The following is a 15,294-nucleotide window of genomic DNA, read 5'->3' as shown; positions in this document are numbered from 1 at the left end:
AACTGGCGTTTATTTCAGCAAGATGATGAAAAAAAAGCCCTCCATCGGGAGGGCGGGGGATCAATGCGGAATAAAGTGATATTCCGTCAGGCTGGCGTAGACATCGCCGGGGAGTAAAACACAGTCCGGTTGCGGGAAATCCGGGCGGTTAGGGCTGTCGGGTAAAAATTCGCTTTCCAGCGCCAGACCTTGCCAGGCCGTGTAGGTTTTACCGCCGCGCGCGGGGGTGCCGTCGAGATAGTTGCCGGAATAGAACTGCAGCGCAGGTGCGCTGGTATAAACCGCCATTTCCAGCTGCTTGTCTGCTGACCAGACATGGGCCGCCGGTTGACTGACATCGCCCCGAGCCTGCAATAAAAATGCGTGATCGTAGCCTTTGACCGCACGCTGATCGTCATCGGTCAGAAAATCGTGCGCCACGGTTTTCGGTTCCCGGAAGTCAAAACTGGTTTGCGCCACGTTTTTCAGACCCTCGGTCGGCAGACCCATGCTGTCTACCGGCAGATAGGCATCTGCCAGAATCTGCAGGGTATGATTGCGCACGTCTGACTGTTCGCCATCAAGGTTAAAGTAAGCGTGATTGGTGAGGTTTACCGGGCAGGGTTGATCGGTCGTCGCGCGATATTCGATAGCCAGACGGTGATCGTCGCCGAGGCGGAAATGCGCTCTGGCATGGACATTACCGGGGAACCCTTGATCGCCATCCGGTGAGTTCAGCACGAACACCACTTCGTTATCATTCTGACGCTCAATGCGCCAGCGGCGCTTATCAAAACCTTCCGGGCCGCCGTGTAGCTGATTTTCGCCCTGGCTTGGTGTCAGCGCGTAAGTTCGTCCACCCAGTTCAAAGCGGCTTTTCGCAATGCGGTTAGCGTAACGCCCCACGGATGCGCCGAGAAACGCCGCCTGCTGAAGGTAGTGCTCTGGCGTCGCGCAACCGAGCAACGCCTCGCGCACCGAGCCATCCTGTAAAGGAACGCGTGCGGATAATAGCGTTGCGCCCCAGTCCATCAGTGTCACCACCATCCCCGCGCGATTGCGCAGGGTGATCAGACGAAAGGGCAGCCCATCGGGGGCCGCCGCAGAGGATTCGTTTAGCACTGTCCTGCTCCCTGTGAAGGTTTGCATACATAGAAGGTTTCTTTGATGCCGGTTTTTGCTTCGTACTGACGCTCCACCGCCTCTTTCACCGCCGGAACCAGCGTTTCCGGCACCAGCGCGACAACACAGCCGCCGAAACCGCCGCCGGTCATGCGCACGCCGCCTTTATCGCCGATGGTGGCTTTGACAATCTCCACCAGCGTGTCGATTTGCGGCACGGTGATTTCAAAATCATCGCGCATCGATGCGTGGGATTCCGCCATCAGCACGCCCATGCGCTGCAAATCGCCTTTCTCCAGTGCGTCTGCTGCTTCTACAGTGCGGGCGTTTTCGGTCAGCACGTGGCGCACGCGTTTGGCTACCAGTGGATCCAGCTCATGCGCAACGGCATTAAACTGATCGAGACTGACATCGCGCAGGGCTTTTTGCTGGAAGAAACGCGCGCCGGTTTCGCACTGCTGGCGACGGGTATTGTACTCGCTGCCCACCAGTGTACGTTTGAAGTTACTGTTAATGATCACAATCGCCACGCCTTGCGGCATGGAAACGGCTTTGGTGCCCAGCGAACGACAGTCGATCAGCAGCGCACTGCCTTTTTTCCCCAGCGCGGAGATAAGCTGATCCATGATGCCGCAATTACAGCCCACAAACTGGTTTTCCGCTTCCTGGCCGTTCAGCGCAATCTGCGCGCCATCCAGCGGTAAGTGATAAAGCTGTTGGAACACGGTGCCGACTGCCACTTCGAGTGAGGCGGAAGAGCTTAAACCTGCGCCCTGCGGCACGTTACCACTGATCACCAGATCGGCGCCGCCAAAGTTCGCATCCCGTTTTTGCAGGTGTTTTATCACGCCGCGCACGTAGTTCGACCACTGTTGGTTGTCATGCGCGACAATCGGCGCATCGAGCGAGAACTCGTCGCTCTGGTTCGCGTAATCGGCGGCAATCACCCGCACCATGCGATCGGTGCGCGTGGCGCAACTGATGACGGTTTGATAATCGATAGCGCAAGGCAGCACAAAACCATCGTTATAGTCGGTGTGTTCACCGATCAGGTTAACGCGGCCCGGTGCCTGAATGGTGTGGGTGGCAGGGTAGCCGAATTTTTCAGCAAACAGGGATTGGGTGATCTCTTTCAGACTCATTGTTATTCTCCGGATTCGCGAAAATGGATGTCACTCACGGCGCGCAGGCGCTCGGCGGCTTGTTCTGCTGTCAGATCGCGCTGGGTTTCAGCCAGCATTTCATAGCCGACCATAAATTTACGCACGGTGGCGGAACGCAGCAGCGGCGGGTAGAAATGGGCATGAAGCTGCCAGTGATGATTCTCCTCGCCGTTAAAAGGTGCACCGTGCCAGCCCATCGAGTAAGGGAAGGAGCACTGGAACAGGTTGTCATAGCGGCTGGTCAGCTTTTTCAATGCCAGCGCCAGGTCGCTACGCTGTTCATCGCTTAACCCGGTAATGCGTTGCACATGCGCTTTCGGCAGCAGCAGGGTTTCGAATGGCCATGCCGCCCAGTAAGGCACAACGGCCAGCCAGTGCGCCGTTTCCACCACCGTACGGCTGCCATCTTTCAGCTCACGTTGTGCATAATCCACCAGCATCGGCGAGTGATGTTCGGCAAAGTACTCTTTTTGCAGACGATCTTCGCGTTCGGCTTCGTTAGGTAAGAAGCTATTTGCCCAAACCTGACCGTGCGGATGCGGGTTGGAACAGCCCATCGCCGCACCTTTGTTTTCAAATACCTGCACCCACGGATAGGTCTGACCCAGTTCAGCCGTTTGCTGTTGCCAGGTGGTGACCACCTCTTCCAGGGCGCTGACGCTCAGTTCCGGCAGCGTTTTGCTGTGATCCGGAGAGAAACAGATAACCCGGCTGGTGCCGCGCGCGCTCTGGGTGCGCATCAGCGGATCGGTGCTTTCCGGCGCTTCCGGCGTGTCGGTCATCAACGCGGCAAAGTCGTTAGTAAACACGTAGGTGCTGGTGTAATCCGGGTTTTTATCGCCGGTCACACGGGTATTTCCCGGACAGAGGAAGCAGTCCGGGTCATGAGCGGGCAGCGTCTGTTTCGCCGGCGTCTCCTGCGCCCCCTGCCAGGGGCGCTTAGCGCGATGCGGTGAAACCAGGATCCACTGACCAGTTAACGGGTTATAACGGCGATGCGGATGATCAACCGGGTTAAATTGCGTCATTGCCTTTCCTTTAATCGGGATAGCCCTGCGGATGGCGGGACTGCCAGCGCCAGGTATCTTCTGCCATTTCGTCGAGGGTGCGGGTGACCCGCCAGTTCAGCTCTTTATCCGCTTTGGTTGCGTCTGCCCAGTAAGCGGGTAAATCGCCGTCCCGGCGCGGCGCATAGTGCCATGCCACCGGTTTACCGCAGGCTTTGCTGAATGCGTTAACCACGTCCAGTACGCTGCTGCCAACGCCTGCGCCGAGGTTATAAATATGCACGCCTTGTTTGCCCGCCAGTTGCTGCATGGCGGCAACGTGGCCGTCCGCCAGGTCCATCACGTGAATGTAATCACGTACGCCAGTGCCGTCCGGCGTCGGGTAATCGCTGCCGAAAATCGCCAGCGAATCGCGACGGCCCACTGCCACCTGAGCAATGTACGGCATCAGGTTGTTTGGAATGCCCTGCGGATCTTCGCCCATATCGCCTGATGGATGCGCACCAACCGGGTTGAAGTAACGCAGCAGCGCGATGCTCCAGTCCGGTTGCGCTTTTTGCAGGTCAGTCAGGATCTGCTCGACCATCAGTTTGCTTTTGCCGTACGGACTTTGCGGTGTGCCAGTGGGGAAGCTTTCAACGTAAGGGATCTTCGGCTGGTCGCCGTAGACGGTGGCGGAGGAGCTGAAAATAAAGTTTTTCACGTTGGCGGCGCGCATGGCGCTAATCAGACGCAGCGTGCCGTTTACGTTGTTGTCATAATATTCCAGCGGTTTCGCCACGGATTCACCCACGGCTTTCAGCCCGGCGAAATGGATCACGGCTTCGATGGCGTGGTCGTGGAGAATTTCCGCCAGCAGGGCTTCATCGCGAATATCACCTTCGACAAACAGCGCGGTCTTACCCCCGAAGCGTTCGATCTCTTTCAGTACGCTACGTTTACTGTTGCAAAGGTTGTCGAGAATGACGACATCATGGCCATTTTGCAGCAGTTGGACGCAGGTATGACTGCCAATGTAACCGCTACCACCTGTAACCAAAACTCGCATATTTAACTCCATTAGGCATATGGTATGAACAAACCTTAGCATAACAGAGAGGTGAAAACTGTGACATGGGATAAAATAGTGGAATCGTTTACACTGCGCTCTCTGTTCGCCGGTTTCGCTGGCAACCGCCGGAAAAACCCCGCAATAACTGGCTTTGCCCGGTGATTGTGATAAGTCCGAAAAACCCTTTACTGCTGTGCAGCAAAGCAGCCGATATCAGCAAAAGCCGGAAATCGCCTCGTGCAGGTTATAAGTCATCAGCGACGGCCAGGCAATCAGCCCAGGGTGCAAAAAGGTATATTCCAGACGTTTGCCAGGGGTGCGCGCACCCCTGCAATTATTGCGCTGAGAGGTGATAACGGTATCCGTCATCCTGCGGCACAAACTCCAGCCGGTGAGTAATACACGACGGCGCATCCGCCGCATGGTGGGAAACAAATAACAGTTGGGTCTCGCCTTCGCTGATGAGTACGTCCACAAAGCGGCGAATTAACTGACGATTAAGCGGGTCCAGGCCCTGGAGTGGCTCATCCAGGATCAACAACGTCGGATGTTTCACCAGCGCGCGAACAATCAGCGCCAGTCGTTGTTGGCCCCAGGAGAGGCTATGGAAGGGCGCCTCTGCGGTACGGGCATCAAAACCCAGAATATCAAGCCAACGCTGCGCCAGTTTGTGCTGTTTGTCCGACACCGCCTGGTAAATACCGATCGAGTCAAAATAACCCGACAGGATCACATTACGCACGTTGGTGCTCACGCGGTAATCCAGATGCAGGCTGCTGCTCACATAGCCGATGTGTTTTTTGATATCCCAGATTGTTTCGCCGCTGCCGCGACGGCGGCCAAACAGCGTCAAATCGTTGCTGTAACCCTGCGGGTGATCGCCGGTTACCAGGCTTAACAACGTTGATTTACCCGCGCCGTTTGGTCCGACAATCTGCCAGTGTTCACCGGGATTCACCGTCCATGAAAGCTGGTTGATAATCGCGCGGTCGTTGTAAGAGACCACTCCATCCCTGAGCACGATCAGCGGCGCATCTGGCGCTAGTGTGTTGCGGGCTGGCGGTGCATCCGGCTCGGGCAATGCGATCCCGGCAAGTTTCTCGCTGTGCGCCAGTTGGGCGATGAGCGCCTGTTGCAACAGCGCGGATTTTTCTCCGGTTTCGGTCAGCATACAGTCGACCAGCACTCCGGCATGTTGGACAAACGCAGGAATTTCATCAAAGCGATTGAGCACCAGCACCACGGTATAACCATCCGCATTCAGTTGTGCGAGCAGTTCAGCCAGTTGCTGACGGGAGTGGACATCCAGCCCATCGAAAGGTTCGTCGAGGATCAGCAGCTCCGGCTCCGCCATCAGCGCCTGGCAGAGCAGGGTTTTGCGGGTTTCCCCGGTTGAGAGGTATTTAAAACGACGATCAAGAAGCGACGTGATGCCAAATTGCGCCGCCAGGCGCGCGCAGCGCTGCGGATCTTTCACCTCATCCTGAATAATATCCGCAGTGGTTCGCCCGGTGTCCTCTTCGCCAGGACTGAGCATATCGGTGTTATTCCGTTGCCACTCGTCGCTGACCAGCTTTTGCAGTTGCTCGAAAGAGAGGCGCGTCAGACGGTCAAACGTGCAGCGGCGCTCCCCTTTCAGAAGCGTCAGGTCTCCGGCGAGGGCGCGGGCCAGCGCCGATTTACCACTTCCGTTTGCGCCAACGAACGCCCAGCTTTCACCGGCGCGCAGGGTTAATTGTTCAAGGTGCAGCGTGCGGGTATCGCTAAGACGAAACGTGCCTTGCGAAATTTGCAATGATGACATGTTGTATCCCATTTTTTGCAGCGTAGAAGTTCAGGGATACGTGCAATGCCGCCGTTTGTCAACGCAATCAGCACAACGTGGCGATAATCACGCGATCGGCATTAAAATATGCCGTCACCTGGCTCTGTTCCTGCAAATTATCCACATCCTGCGAGGGCACGGTGGCGCAGAGGGTCTGGCCATCCGGCAGCGTCATCAACACTTCGCTCTGCTGTTCGCCGCGCTCAATATGGCTGATGCGCCCGGTCAGTTGGTTATCGGCTTGTGCCGCCAGCTGCGCATCCTGAGTGATGCTGACCCACGGCGCTTTTAACAGCACCAGCACTTCTTTGCCTTCGTCGAGGCACAGGCGTTCAGCGCTTTGCGCGGTGATCGCCACTTTAAAGCGGGTAGTACCGTCCGCCAGCAGGACTTCCACATGTTGCTGAACCTGCTGGCGATCGCGTTTGGTAATAGTGCCAAACCACTGGTTACGCGCGCTGGTCTGTAAAGAGAAGCGGGAGATCGCCGCCAGCAGGCTGTTTAACGGCAGTGCGTCATCGTCGCTCAGCACGTCGAAGGCTTTTTGCTGGATCTGCCCCAGCAAATCATAAAGCTGGATCAAACGTTGGCCGTAGCGGGTGACCACTGCGCCGCCGCCGCCTTTCCCCCCGGTTGCGCGATCGACCAGCGTGTGTTCGCTCAACTGGTTCATCTCATTGATGGCATCCCAGGCGCTCTTGTAACTGATATTGGCGTTTTTCGCGCCCTGGCTAATAGAGCCGGTTTCTACAATCTGCTTCAGAAGAGCGATACGGCGCGGATCGGCAAAAAGGCGCTGCTGGAGTTTGAGAGTAAGGAGAATTTCAGCCTGCATTACGCAATGTCCTGGCAAAAAGACTATTGTGAAGGAAAAGCACCGCTAAGCCTAGCCTGACGCCGGAGATTGATGGCAGCGTTGAGGATGCAATCGCACAAAAGGCGAGTGTTTTTATCCCTGTTCAGGCTAGAATGCGTCATCCACAATATCTGGAGTTGACCATGTTAGAGTTATTGAAAAGTCTGGTATTTGCCGTAGTCATGGTCCCCGTGGTGATGGCGATCATCCTGGGATTGATTTATGGTCTGGGTGAAGTGTTTAACGTCTTTTCCGGCGTTGGCCGCCGCGACCGTACCAGCCAGCAGCGCTAATCCATTTGCTAAAACGCCCACGAAAGTGGGCGTTTTACTCTCAAGATTGTCCCCTCCCTGCCGATAGTTTTTTCATATGTCCCTCATTCTTGATGGGTATTATCCTCTGACCGGTAAACTCTGGTACTATCGTTATGTTTCACTCTATATAACGACACTCACAGGAGTTACGAATGGCACGTACATGGTTACGCCTTTTTGCCGGGGCGACATTAACGTTTTCCGTTGCCGGGCACGCACTGGCGGAAGAAGGAAAAATTACCGTTTTTGCAGCGGCGTCACTGACCAACGCAATGCAGGATATTGCGGCGGTCTATAAAAAAGAGAAAAACGTTGAGGTCGTCTCCTCGTTTGCTTCTTCGTCGACGCTGGCGCGCCAGATCGAAGCCGGTGCGCCTGCGGATCTGTTTATTTCCGCAGACCAGAAGTGGATGGATTACGCGGTAGAGAAAAAATCCATCGACACCGCGACGCGTGAAACCTTGCTGGGCAACAGCCTGGTGGTGGTGGCACCGAAAAACAGCGCGCAGGGCAACATTACAGTGAATGCCAAAACAGACTGGAACAGCCTGTTGAAAGGCGGACGTCTGGCCGTGGGCGACCCGGACCATGTTCCGGCGGGCATCTATGCGAAAGAAGCACTGACTAAGCTGGGCGCGTGGGAAACGTTGTCACCGAAACTGGCTCCGGCGGAAGATGTGCGTGGCGCACTGGCGCTGGTTGAGCGTAATGAAGCGCCTTTAGGCATTGTGTATGGCTCCGACGCTGTCGCCGGCAAAGGGGTTAAAGTGGTCGGGACCTTCCCGGAAGATTCGCACCAAAAAGTGGAATACCCGCTGGCGATTATCGACGGTCATAAAAACGCGACAGTGACCGCGTTTTATGATTACCTGAAAGGCCCGCAGGCTTCTGAAATCTTTAAACGTTACGGATTTACGACGCACTAATGATATTAACGGATCCCGAATGGCTGGCAGTTCTGCTGAGCCTTAAAGTCTCTTCCCTGGCAGTTGTCTTCAGTTTGCCCTTTGGGATCTTCTTTGCCTGGTTACTGGTGCGCTGCACGTTCCCGGGCAAAGCGCTTCTCGATAGTCTTCTTCACCTTCCGTTGGTCTTGCCGCCTGTGGTGGTCGGTTACTTATTGTTGATCGTCATGGGGCGACGCGGCGCGATCGGCGAATGGCTGCACGACTGGTTCGGGATTACCTTTGCCTTTAGCTGGCGCGGCGCAGTGCTGGCGGCGGCAGTGATGTCGTTTCCGCTGATGGTGCGGGCTATTCGCCTGGCGCTGGAAGGTGTCGACACCAAACTGGAGCAGGCAGCGCGAACGCTGGGCGCCGGACGCTGGCGCGTGTTTTTGACCATTACGTTACCCCTGACGCTGCCAGGTATTATTGTCGGTACGGTGCTGGCTTTCGCCCGCTCGCTGGGGGAGTTTGGCGCGACCATTACCTTTGTTTCCAACATCCCGGGCGAAACGCGCACTATCCCTTCTGCGATGTATACGCTTATCCAGATGCCGGGCGGCGAAAGCGCGGCGGCGCGGCTGTGTGTCATCTCCATTGTTCTGGCGCTGGTGTCGTTGCTGATTTCAGAGTGGCTGGCGCGTATCAGTCGTGAACGGACAGGGAGGTAAGTCATGCTGGAACTGAATTTCACCCAAACGTTGGGAACCCATCAATTACGCATTGCTGAGAACGTGCCCGCGAGCGGTATCACGGCCATTTTTGGTGTATCCGGTGCGGGGAAAACGTCGCTGATTAACGCCATTGGCGGTCTGACCCATCCGCAAGAGGGGAGGATTGCACTGAATAACCGCGTGTTGTTTGATACCGCCAGCAAGATTTGCCTGCCGCCGGAGAAACGCCGCGTAGGGTATGTTTTCCAGGATGCGCGCCTGTTCCCGCATTATAAAGTGCGGGGAAACCTGCGTTATGGCATGGCGAAGTCGATGGCCGGGCAGTTTGATAAGCTGGTGGCGCTGTTGGGGATTGAACCGTTGCTTGACCGTTTACCCGGTAGTCTATCAGGAGGCGAAAAGCAGCGTGTCGCCATCGGGCGTGCGTTATTAACCGCGCCGGAACTGTTGCTGCTGGACGAACCGCTGGCGTCGCTTGATATTCCCCGTAAGCGCGAGCTGTTGCCGTACCTGCAACGTCTGGCGCGGGAGATCAATATTCCGATGCTCTATGTCAGCCACTCGCTGGAAGAGATCCTCCATCTGGCGGATAAAGTGATGGTGCTGGAAGCGGGGGAGGTAAAAGCGTTCGGCAATCTGGAGGATGTCTGGGGCAGTAGCGTGATGAACCCGTGGTTGCCGCAGGATCAGCAGAGCAGCATTCTGAAAGTCAGCATACTTGAACACCACCCACACTATTCGATGACGGCGCTGGCATTGGGCGATCAGCATATCTGGGTCAACAAAGTGGATAGCCCCCTGCAAACTCCGTTGCGTATCCGTATTCAGGCAACAGATGTTTCGCTGGCGCTACAGCCTCTGATGAATACCAGTATCCGTAATAGCCTGCGGGCGAAGGTCGTGGAGTGCTTTGATGTTGATGGGCAGGTTGAGGTGCAACTGGATGTGGCGGGTCGCACCTTGTGGGCGCGTATCAGCCCCTGGGCCAGGGATGAACTGAGCATCAAACCCGGCCAGTGGCTGTATGCGCAAATCAAAAGCGTGTCGATTACCGCCTGATCACAGCAGCTCTTTATAGATAAACCCGGCAATACTGTCGACGGTATTATCGCCAATCACCACATTGGCATGGGCTTTGACCTCGTCTGCGGCATTGCCCATGGCCACGCCTACGCCCGCCGCTTTTAACATGCTGATGTCGTTATAATTATCACCAAATGCCACGACGTTATGCATCGACAGCCCCTGCGAGGCTACCCACTCGGCCAGGCATTTTCCTTTGCTGTTGCCGCTGCGGGCGATATCCACCTGATCGTGCCACGACCACTCACACTCCAGTCCCAGCGTCTGCTCTACGTGAAGGGCAAACGCTTTCAGTTTTTGCGTGTCTTCATCGGTGAGGGCGAATTTCCAGATAGCATCCACGTGCTGCGCGGTGTCCGCCAGAGAGTCCACCTGTTGGAATGTAGGCCGTTGTTCCGGCGGCAGCGACTGCGCCCAGTTGTTGGTGCGCAGGACGTGCCCGGTCGGTTTTTCGTAGACCATGGCGTTATCGACATACATCAGACCATGAATGTCATGCTCTTCCAGCAGATGAATAAGCTGCAACGCTTGCGGAACGGGCAACGGGTCCGCTTTTAACACTTTTTTTGCATGATAATCATACAAATAAGTGCCATTACAACAAATTGCAGGTGTATCCAGCGCCAGTGCCTGATAAAAAGGATGGATGGCAACATGATGCCGGCCGGTCACAATGATGAGCTGATGCCCGGCGGCTTTTGCGCGAGCCAGCGCTTCGAGGGAAGAGGGCAGAAGCGTTTTTTTCGGGGTGAGTAGCGTACCGTCTAAATCCAGTGCAATAACGCGTGCAGTCATGGCGTTTTCCGTGGTCGATGTTGAAATTGGCATGTCCGGGGATGGTACACCGGGTGGACGGATGCGCAAAATCTCCCGGCGCTTTTCAGCATCAACGCGCAAAAACGGCTATCCTGGTTACTTAACGCAGAAGAAGTTCAAGAGGAAAGGAGTATTCATGAAACAAACCGTTTATACCGCCAGCCCGGAAAGTCAGCAGATCCACGTCTGGCGTTTGGATCCTGAAGGCGCTTTGACGCTTCTCCAGGTGGTCGATGTTCCCGGCCAGGTACAGCCGATGGTCGTCAGCCCGGACAAGCGTTACCTCTACGTGGGCGTACGCCCGGAGTTTCGCGTTATTGCTTATCGCATCGCACCGGAAAACGGCGCGCTGACATTCGCTGCTGAAGCGCCGCTGCCGGGTAGCCCGACGCATATTTCTACCGATCGCAGCGGGCGTTTGCTGTTTAGTGGCTCCTATAATGCCGGTTGTGTGAGCGTGACTCGCCTGGAAGACGGCATTCCGACGCAAACCGTGGACGTGGTGGAAGGGCTGGAAGGCTGTCATTCCGCGAATATCTCCCCGGATAACCGCACATTGTGGGTTCCGGCGCTGAAACAGGATCGCATCTGCCTGTTTACGCTGGGCGAGGATGGCAATCTGACAGCGCAGGAACCGGCGGAAGTCACCACCGTGGAAGGCGCAGGCCCGCGTCATATCGCTTTCCATCCGAATCAACGCTATGCCTACTGCGTTAATGAACTGAACAGCTCGGTGGATGTGTGGCAACTGAGCGATGCACACGGCAATATCGACTGCGTGCAGACGCTGGATATGATGCCGGCAGATTTCTCCGACACCCGCTGGGCGGCGGATATTCATATCACCCCGGATGGCCGCCACCTGTATGCCTGCGATCGGACCTCCAGCCTGTTAACCATTTTCAGCGTGTCTGAAGACGGTAGCGTGCTGGCGATTGAGGGCTTCCAGCCGACGGAAACCCAGCCGCGCGGCTTTAACGTCGACCACACGGGTAAATTCCTGATCGCTGCCGGGCAGAAATCACACCACATTGCGCTGTATGAAATCGCCGGTGAGCAAGGTTTGCTGACCGAGAAAGGCCGCTATGCTGTTGGCCAGGGGCCGATGTGGGTGGTGGTGAACGCGTACTGAGTCTGCATTTCGGACATAAAAAACCTCGCCATGGCGAGGTTTTTTATCATCAGCGACGCATTACTTCTTCGGCACTGCGACCACTTTGCTGCCCACGCCGCGGTTGTTGAACTCCCACATACGGTTGAACTGCGGGTTGTTCAGCTCGCGCTGTACGTTGCCCTTATCGTCTACCGTACCGGTATTGCCCGCGTAAGCGCGACCAGACACGCTGGCATCCGCCCACGGTTTCGCCACGTTAAAGCCTTCGTTGATCACGCTGTCGCGGATCACCACCTGGCCGTTGGTGTTGCTGTCCACATCCAGTGAACGGCCCAACTGCGCGACACCATTGCCGGCTGCGTTAAAGCGGCTGTTGACCGCAAGGAAACCGTAATACAGGTTTGACTGCGTTGCCGGAGCAAACACGTAGCCTTCCTGCTGAGTCCGTGAATTCACAACGCGGAAATCGGTGTTATCAAACACCACTGCGCCGCGACCGGCCACGATATCTACATCCCCTTCGAGGTAGCTGTTGGTCACCAGCGTACGGGTCTGACGATCGGTACGCAGGGTGTTATCCACGCTGCTGTTGGTCACGAAGAAGGTATTCTGGCGACCCAGAATATTCACGTTGTTGATCTGCACTTTATCGCCATCGCTGCGCAGCGCCACCGCCTGGTGGTTACCTGCGTCAACGCTGTCGCCAAGGGTGTTCTGGATGGTCAGGTTTTGCAGTTGCAGACCATTGTTCTGTGACCAGAAGACCGCAGAGCACATCACACCGACGGTCGCGCTGCGTTTGCTCTGGCAGTTATCGAACATATACCACGCAGGTTTGCCCGGCATATATTTGCCTGACGGGTTAACCAGACGACGCCAGCTATTCGGATCCATTTCGGAGTCGATAGCCTGGCCAATTTTCACATCCAGCGCTTTTTCACCGGTACCGTAAATGGTCACGCTGCCGGAGGCCGCAGGGACAAACACCGTGCCTTCGTAGTCGCCAGGCATCACGGCGATGTACTGACGATCGCTGGAGTGTTTGTTAATTGCCGCATCAACGGCGGCCTGAATGGTGTTGTGGGTCACGCCAGGCGTACCCGCCGGTCCGACAACGAAGTCCGCTTTTTGCGGCAGACGAATGGCGAAGGGTTTCCACGACTCGCCATTTTGCGTCATCGCGGTGAAATAGCGCTCCGCCACGAAGTTTTTCGCTTCGCCTGCGCTGAGGATCGGGCGCGCTGAAGTGCCAGGCGCAGTTTGTTCAGAAGGGCGTTCTGCCGGCGGGGTTGAGCTACAGGCGGTCAGTGTCACGCCAAAAGCGAGCGCCAGCGCCAGACGGGAAACCGATGATGTGTTCAAGGGGTGCTCCAGACTATGCAAAGTTGAAAAGGTTACGTCAAAGCCTGCTTTTTTATACTAAGTTGAGCGAAACGGGAAGCCGATTTGCACAATCGGCTTCAAAACCCGTGTTTTTTAGCTAAAAAGGGCGGTGATGGTGGCGCTGGACAGGGAATGGAAGTGCACGTTAAAGCCAACCATTGCGCCGCTGGCGTTTTCGTCGACATCCAGATGCGCTACATCCAGAGCGTGAACGGTGAAGATATAGCGGTGGGTTTCCCCTTTTGGCGGCGCAGCACCGCCGTAACCGGCTTTACCGAAATCGGTGCGCGTTTGTACGGCGCCATCCGGCAGCGCGGCAAGGCCTGACCCCGCGCCCTGCGGCAGAACGCGGGTATCCGCAGGGAGATTGGCCACGATCCAGTGCCACCAGCCCGATCCGGTTGGGGCGTCCGGATCGTAGCAGGTCACCACAAAACTTTTGGTGCCTGCGGGAACGTCATCCCACGTCAGATGCGGGGAGATATTGTCGCCGTCGTAGCCCATACCGTTGAACACATGGCGATGCGGGAGTTTTTCTCCATCGCGTAAGTCATGACTGAGTAGTTTCATTTGCGCTCCTTTCGTTCGCGATACAGTAACGGGAAGTGTAGTGTATCCCCGCTACTGTAGGGCGAAATGCCTCAGACGAACAGGTCGTTACGTGCGACGGCGGCGTTAACGGCCCGGGTTAAGCGCGAGAGCTGCTCCGGGGTAATAAGGTACGGCGGCATCACATAAATCAGGCGACCAAAGGGGCGGATCCACACCCCCTGTTGCACAAAGAAACGCTGGAGTAAGGCCATATTTACCGGTGCGCGGGTTTCTACTACGCCAATCGCGCCCAGCACACGCACATCCACCACATTTTCAGCGTCGCGCGCGGGCGCAAGCTCTGCGGTTAACTGCGCTTCAATAGCCGCCACTTGATCCTGCCATGCGCCGCTTTCCAGTAATGTCAGGCTGGCCGTTGCCGCTGCGCAGGCCAGCGGGTTGCCCATAAACGTTGGTCCGTGCATAAAGCAGCCCGCTTCGCCGTTGCTGATGGTCTCTGCGACGTTGCGGGTCGTTAGCGTGGCGGAGAGCGTCATCATGCCGCCGGTCAGCGCTTTACCGAGGCACAGAATGTCCGGCGAGATGCCCGCATGCTCACAGGCAAACAGCTTGCCGGTGCGGCCAAAGCCGGTGGCTATCTCATCGGCAATCAACAAAATGCCTTCCCGGTCGCACATTTTACGGATGCGTTTAAGCCACTCAGGATGGTACATACGCATGCCGCCAGCGCCCTGCACAATCGGCTCCAGGATAACCGCGGCGATCTCGTGGCGGTGCGCCGCCATCAAACGGGCGAAAGCCACCATATCGCGCTCATCCCACTCGCCATCAAAGCGGCTTTGCGGTGCCGGGGCGAACAGGTTGTCCGGCAAATAGCCCTTCCACAAACTGTGCATGGAGTTATCCGGATCGCACACCGACATCGCCCCGAAGGTGTCGCCGTGATAGCCGTTGCGGAAGGTGAGAAAACGCTGCCGCGCTTCGCCTTTTGCCTGCCAGTATTGCAGTGCCATTTTCATCGCCACTTCAACGGCGACCGAGCCGGAATCCGCCAGAAAAACGCACTCCAGCGCATCGGGGGTCATCGCCACCAGCTTGCGGCACAACGAGACAGCGGGAGCATGCGTGATACCGCCGAACATTACGTGCGACAGGGTGTCGATTTGCGCTTTCATGGCGGCGTTCAGCGCCGGATGACCGTAACCGTGGATGGCCGCCCACCATGACGACATACCGTCCACCAGGCGTTCTCCGCTGTCGAGCGTCAGCTCGCAACCCTGCGCAGAGCGCACCGGGTAAACCGGAAGCGGGGAGGTCATCGAAGTATAAGGGTGCCAGATATGGCGCTGGTCAAAAGCTAAATCGTCCGCTGTCATAATTGACTTGTAAACCAAATTAAAAAGTTTTAGGT

General features: G+C 56.4%; 15 protein-coding genes. 5 read left to right on the top strand and 10 right to left on the bottom strand.

Annotated features, from left to right (window positions below):
• Positions 1 to 60: 60 nt before the first annotated feature.
• The 6 genes from galM to modE all read right to left on the bottom strand — a co-directional run bounded on the left by galM (position 61) and on the right by modE (position 6,982).
• Positions 61 to 1,101, bottom strand: coding sequence for a galactose-1-epimerase (galM, locus tag ACQ3G7_RS04120; protein ID WP_263097472.1), 1,041 nt, complete (start codon positions 1,099 to 1,101; stop codon positions 61 to 63).
• A complete protein-coding gene (galK, locus tag ACQ3G7_RS04115) occupies positions 1,095 to 2,243 on the bottom strand; it encodes a galactokinase (protein WP_263097471.1) in 1,149 nt (382 codons plus the stop codon). Before galK ends, galM begins: the two co-directional genes overlap by 7 nt.
• 2 nt (positions 2,244 to 2,245) lie before the next feature.
• The gene (galT, locus tag ACQ3G7_RS04110) at positions 2,246 to 3,292 is read right to left on the bottom strand and encodes a galactose-1-phosphate uridylyltransferase (protein WP_430888952.1); all 1,047 of its coding nucleotides are present in this window, start codon (positions 3,290 to 3,292) and stop codon (positions 2,246 to 2,248) included.
• Between the two features lie 10 nt (positions 3,293 to 3,302).
• Positions 3,303 to 4,319, bottom strand: coding sequence for a UDP-glucose 4-epimerase GalE (gene galE, locus ACQ3G7_RS04105; RefSeq protein WP_430888951.1), 1,017 nt, complete (start codon positions 4,317 to 4,319; stop codon positions 3,303 to 3,305).
• Between the two features lie 337 nt (positions 4,320 to 4,656).
• Complete coding sequence (modF, locus tag ACQ3G7_RS04100) at positions 4,657 to 6,126, bottom strand: molybdate ABC transporter ATP-binding protein ModF (protein ID WP_430888950.1); 1,470 nt, start codon at positions 6,124 to 6,126, stop codon at positions 4,657 to 4,659.
• 67 nt (positions 6,127 to 6,193) lie between these two features.
• A complete protein-coding gene (gene modE / locus ACQ3G7_RS04095) occupies positions 6,194 to 6,982 on the bottom strand; it encodes a molybdenum-dependent transcriptional regulator (protein ID WP_430888949.1) in 789 nt (262 codons plus the stop codon).
• A gap of 164 nt (positions 6,983 to 7,146) precedes the next feature.
• Between modE and ACQ3G7_RS04090 the strand changes: the two genes are divergently transcribed.
• From ACQ3G7_RS04090 to modC, 4 genes are all read left to right on the top strand, one after another.
• Positions 7,147 to 7,296, top strand: coding sequence for an AcrZ family multidrug efflux pump-associated protein (locus tag ACQ3G7_RS04090; RefSeq protein ID WP_263097466.1), 150 nt, complete (start codon positions 7,147 to 7,149; stop codon positions 7,294 to 7,296).
• A 173-nt stretch (positions 7,297 to 7,469) separates the two neighbouring features.
• Entirely contained in the window at positions 7,470 to 8,243 is a 774-nt protein-coding gene (modA, locus tag ACQ3G7_RS04085; RefSeq protein WP_430888948.1) for a molybdate ABC transporter substrate-binding protein, read from the top strand.
• A complete protein-coding gene (gene modB, locus ACQ3G7_RS04080) occupies positions 8,243 to 8,932 on the top strand; it encodes a molybdate ABC transporter permease subunit (protein WP_430888947.1) in 690 nt (229 codons plus the stop codon). The genes modA and modB overlap by 1 nt, the downstream gene beginning before the upstream one ends.
• Before the next feature lie 3 nt (positions 8,933 to 8,935).
• The gene (gene modC, locus ACQ3G7_RS04075; RefSeq protein WP_263097463.1) at positions 8,936 to 9,994 is read left to right on the top strand and encodes a molybdenum ABC transporter ATP-binding protein ModC; all 1,059 of its coding nucleotides are present in this window, start codon (positions 8,936 to 8,938) and stop codon (positions 9,992 to 9,994) included.
• Here the strand turns inward: modC and ACQ3G7_RS04070 are convergent, their stop codons facing one another.
• The gene (locus ACQ3G7_RS04070; RefSeq protein WP_430888946.1) at positions 9,995 to 10,813 is read right to left on the bottom strand and encodes a pyridoxal phosphatase; all 819 of its coding nucleotides are present in this window, start codon (positions 10,811 to 10,813) and stop codon (positions 9,995 to 9,997) included.
• Positions 10,814 to 10,970: 157 nt separating this feature from the next.
• Between ACQ3G7_RS04070 and pgl the strand changes: the two genes are divergently transcribed.
• A complete protein-coding gene (pgl, locus tag ACQ3G7_RS04065) occupies positions 10,971 to 11,966 on the top strand; it encodes a 6-phosphogluconolactonase (RefSeq protein WP_430888945.1) in 996 nt (331 codons plus the stop codon).
• A gap of 60 nt (positions 11,967 to 12,026) precedes the next feature.
• On the opposite strand, the gene ACQ3G7_RS04060 is transcribed toward pgl, so the two are convergent.
• The 3 genes from ACQ3G7_RS04060 to bioA form a co-directional block, all read right to left on the bottom strand.
• A complete protein-coding gene (locus ACQ3G7_RS04060; protein ID WP_430888944.1) occupies positions 12,027 to 13,310 on the bottom strand; it encodes a putative acyl-CoA thioester hydrolase in 1,284 nt (427 codons plus the stop codon).
• A gap of 114 nt (positions 13,311 to 13,424) precedes the next feature.
• Positions 13,425 to 13,901 carry a kinase inhibitor gene (locus ACQ3G7_RS04055; RefSeq protein ID WP_263097459.1) on the bottom strand — a complete coding sequence of 159 codons (477 nt, stop codon included), beginning with the start codon at positions 13,899 to 13,901 and terminating at the stop codon, positions 13,425 to 13,427.
• A 71-nt stretch (positions 13,902 to 13,972) separates the two neighbouring features.
• Positions 13,973 to 15,259: an adenosylmethionine--8-amino-7-oxononanoate transaminase gene (bioA, locus tag ACQ3G7_RS04050; protein ID WP_430888943.1), complete on the bottom strand. Its 1,287-nt coding sequence runs from the start codon at positions 15,257 to 15,259 to the stop codon at positions 13,973 to 13,975.
• Positions 15,260 to 15,294: the final 35 nt, after the last annotated feature.

The sequence above is a fragment of the Kosakonia sp. N21 genome (assembly GCF_050587465.1).
Classification (GTDB): domain Bacteria; phylum Pseudomonadota; class Gammaproteobacteria; order Enterobacterales; family Enterobacteriaceae.
Note: the sequence above shows the minus strand (reverse complement) of the source record. Positions and strands in the feature narration are given on the sequence as shown.

Coding starts and splice junctions, on each gene's coding strand:
- ACQ3G7_RS04055 (WP_263097459.1), bottom strand. CDS start 13,901: ATGAAACTACTCAGTCATGACTTACGCGATGGAGAAAAACTCCCGCAT.
- galT (WP_430888952.1), bottom strand. CDS start 3,292: ATGACGCAATTTAACCCGGTTGATCATCCGCATCGCCGTTATAACCCG.
- bioA (WP_430888943.1), bottom strand. CDS start 15,259: ATGACAGCGGACGATTTAGCTTTTGACCAGCGCCATATCTGGCACCCT.
- modF (WP_430888950.1), bottom strand. CDS start 6,126: ATGTCATCATTGCAAATTTCGCAAGGCACGTTTCGTCTTAGCGATACC.
- ACQ3G7_RS04070 (WP_430888946.1), bottom strand. CDS start 10,813: ATGACTGCACGCGTTATTGCACTGGATTTAGACGGTACGCTACTCACC.
- modB (WP_430888947.1), top strand. CDS start 8,243: ATGATATTAACGGATCCCGAATGGCTGGCAGTTCTGCTGAGCCTTAAA.
- ACQ3G7_RS04090 (WP_263097466.1), top strand. CDS start 7,147: ATGTTAGAGTTATTGAAAAGTCTGGTATTTGCCGTAGTCATGGTCCCC.
- galK (WP_263097471.1), bottom strand. CDS start 2,243: ATGAGTCTGAAAGAGATCACCCAATCCCTGTTTGCTGAAAAATTCGGC.
- pgl (WP_430888945.1), top strand. CDS start 10,971: ATGAAACAAACCGTTTATACCGCCAGCCCGGAAAGTCAGCAGATCCAC.
- modE (WP_430888949.1), bottom strand. CDS start 6,982: ATGCAGGCTGAAATTCTCCTTACTCTCAAACTCCAGCAGCGCCTTTTT.
- modC (WP_263097463.1), top strand. CDS start 8,936: ATGCTGGAACTGAATTTCACCCAAACGTTGGGAACCCATCAATTACGC.
- galE (WP_430888951.1), bottom strand. CDS start 4,319: ATGCGAGTTTTGGTTACAGGTGGTAGCGGTTACATTGGCAGTCATACC.
- modA (WP_430888948.1), top strand. CDS start 7,470: ATGGCACGTACATGGTTACGCCTTTTTGCCGGGGCGACATTAACGTTT.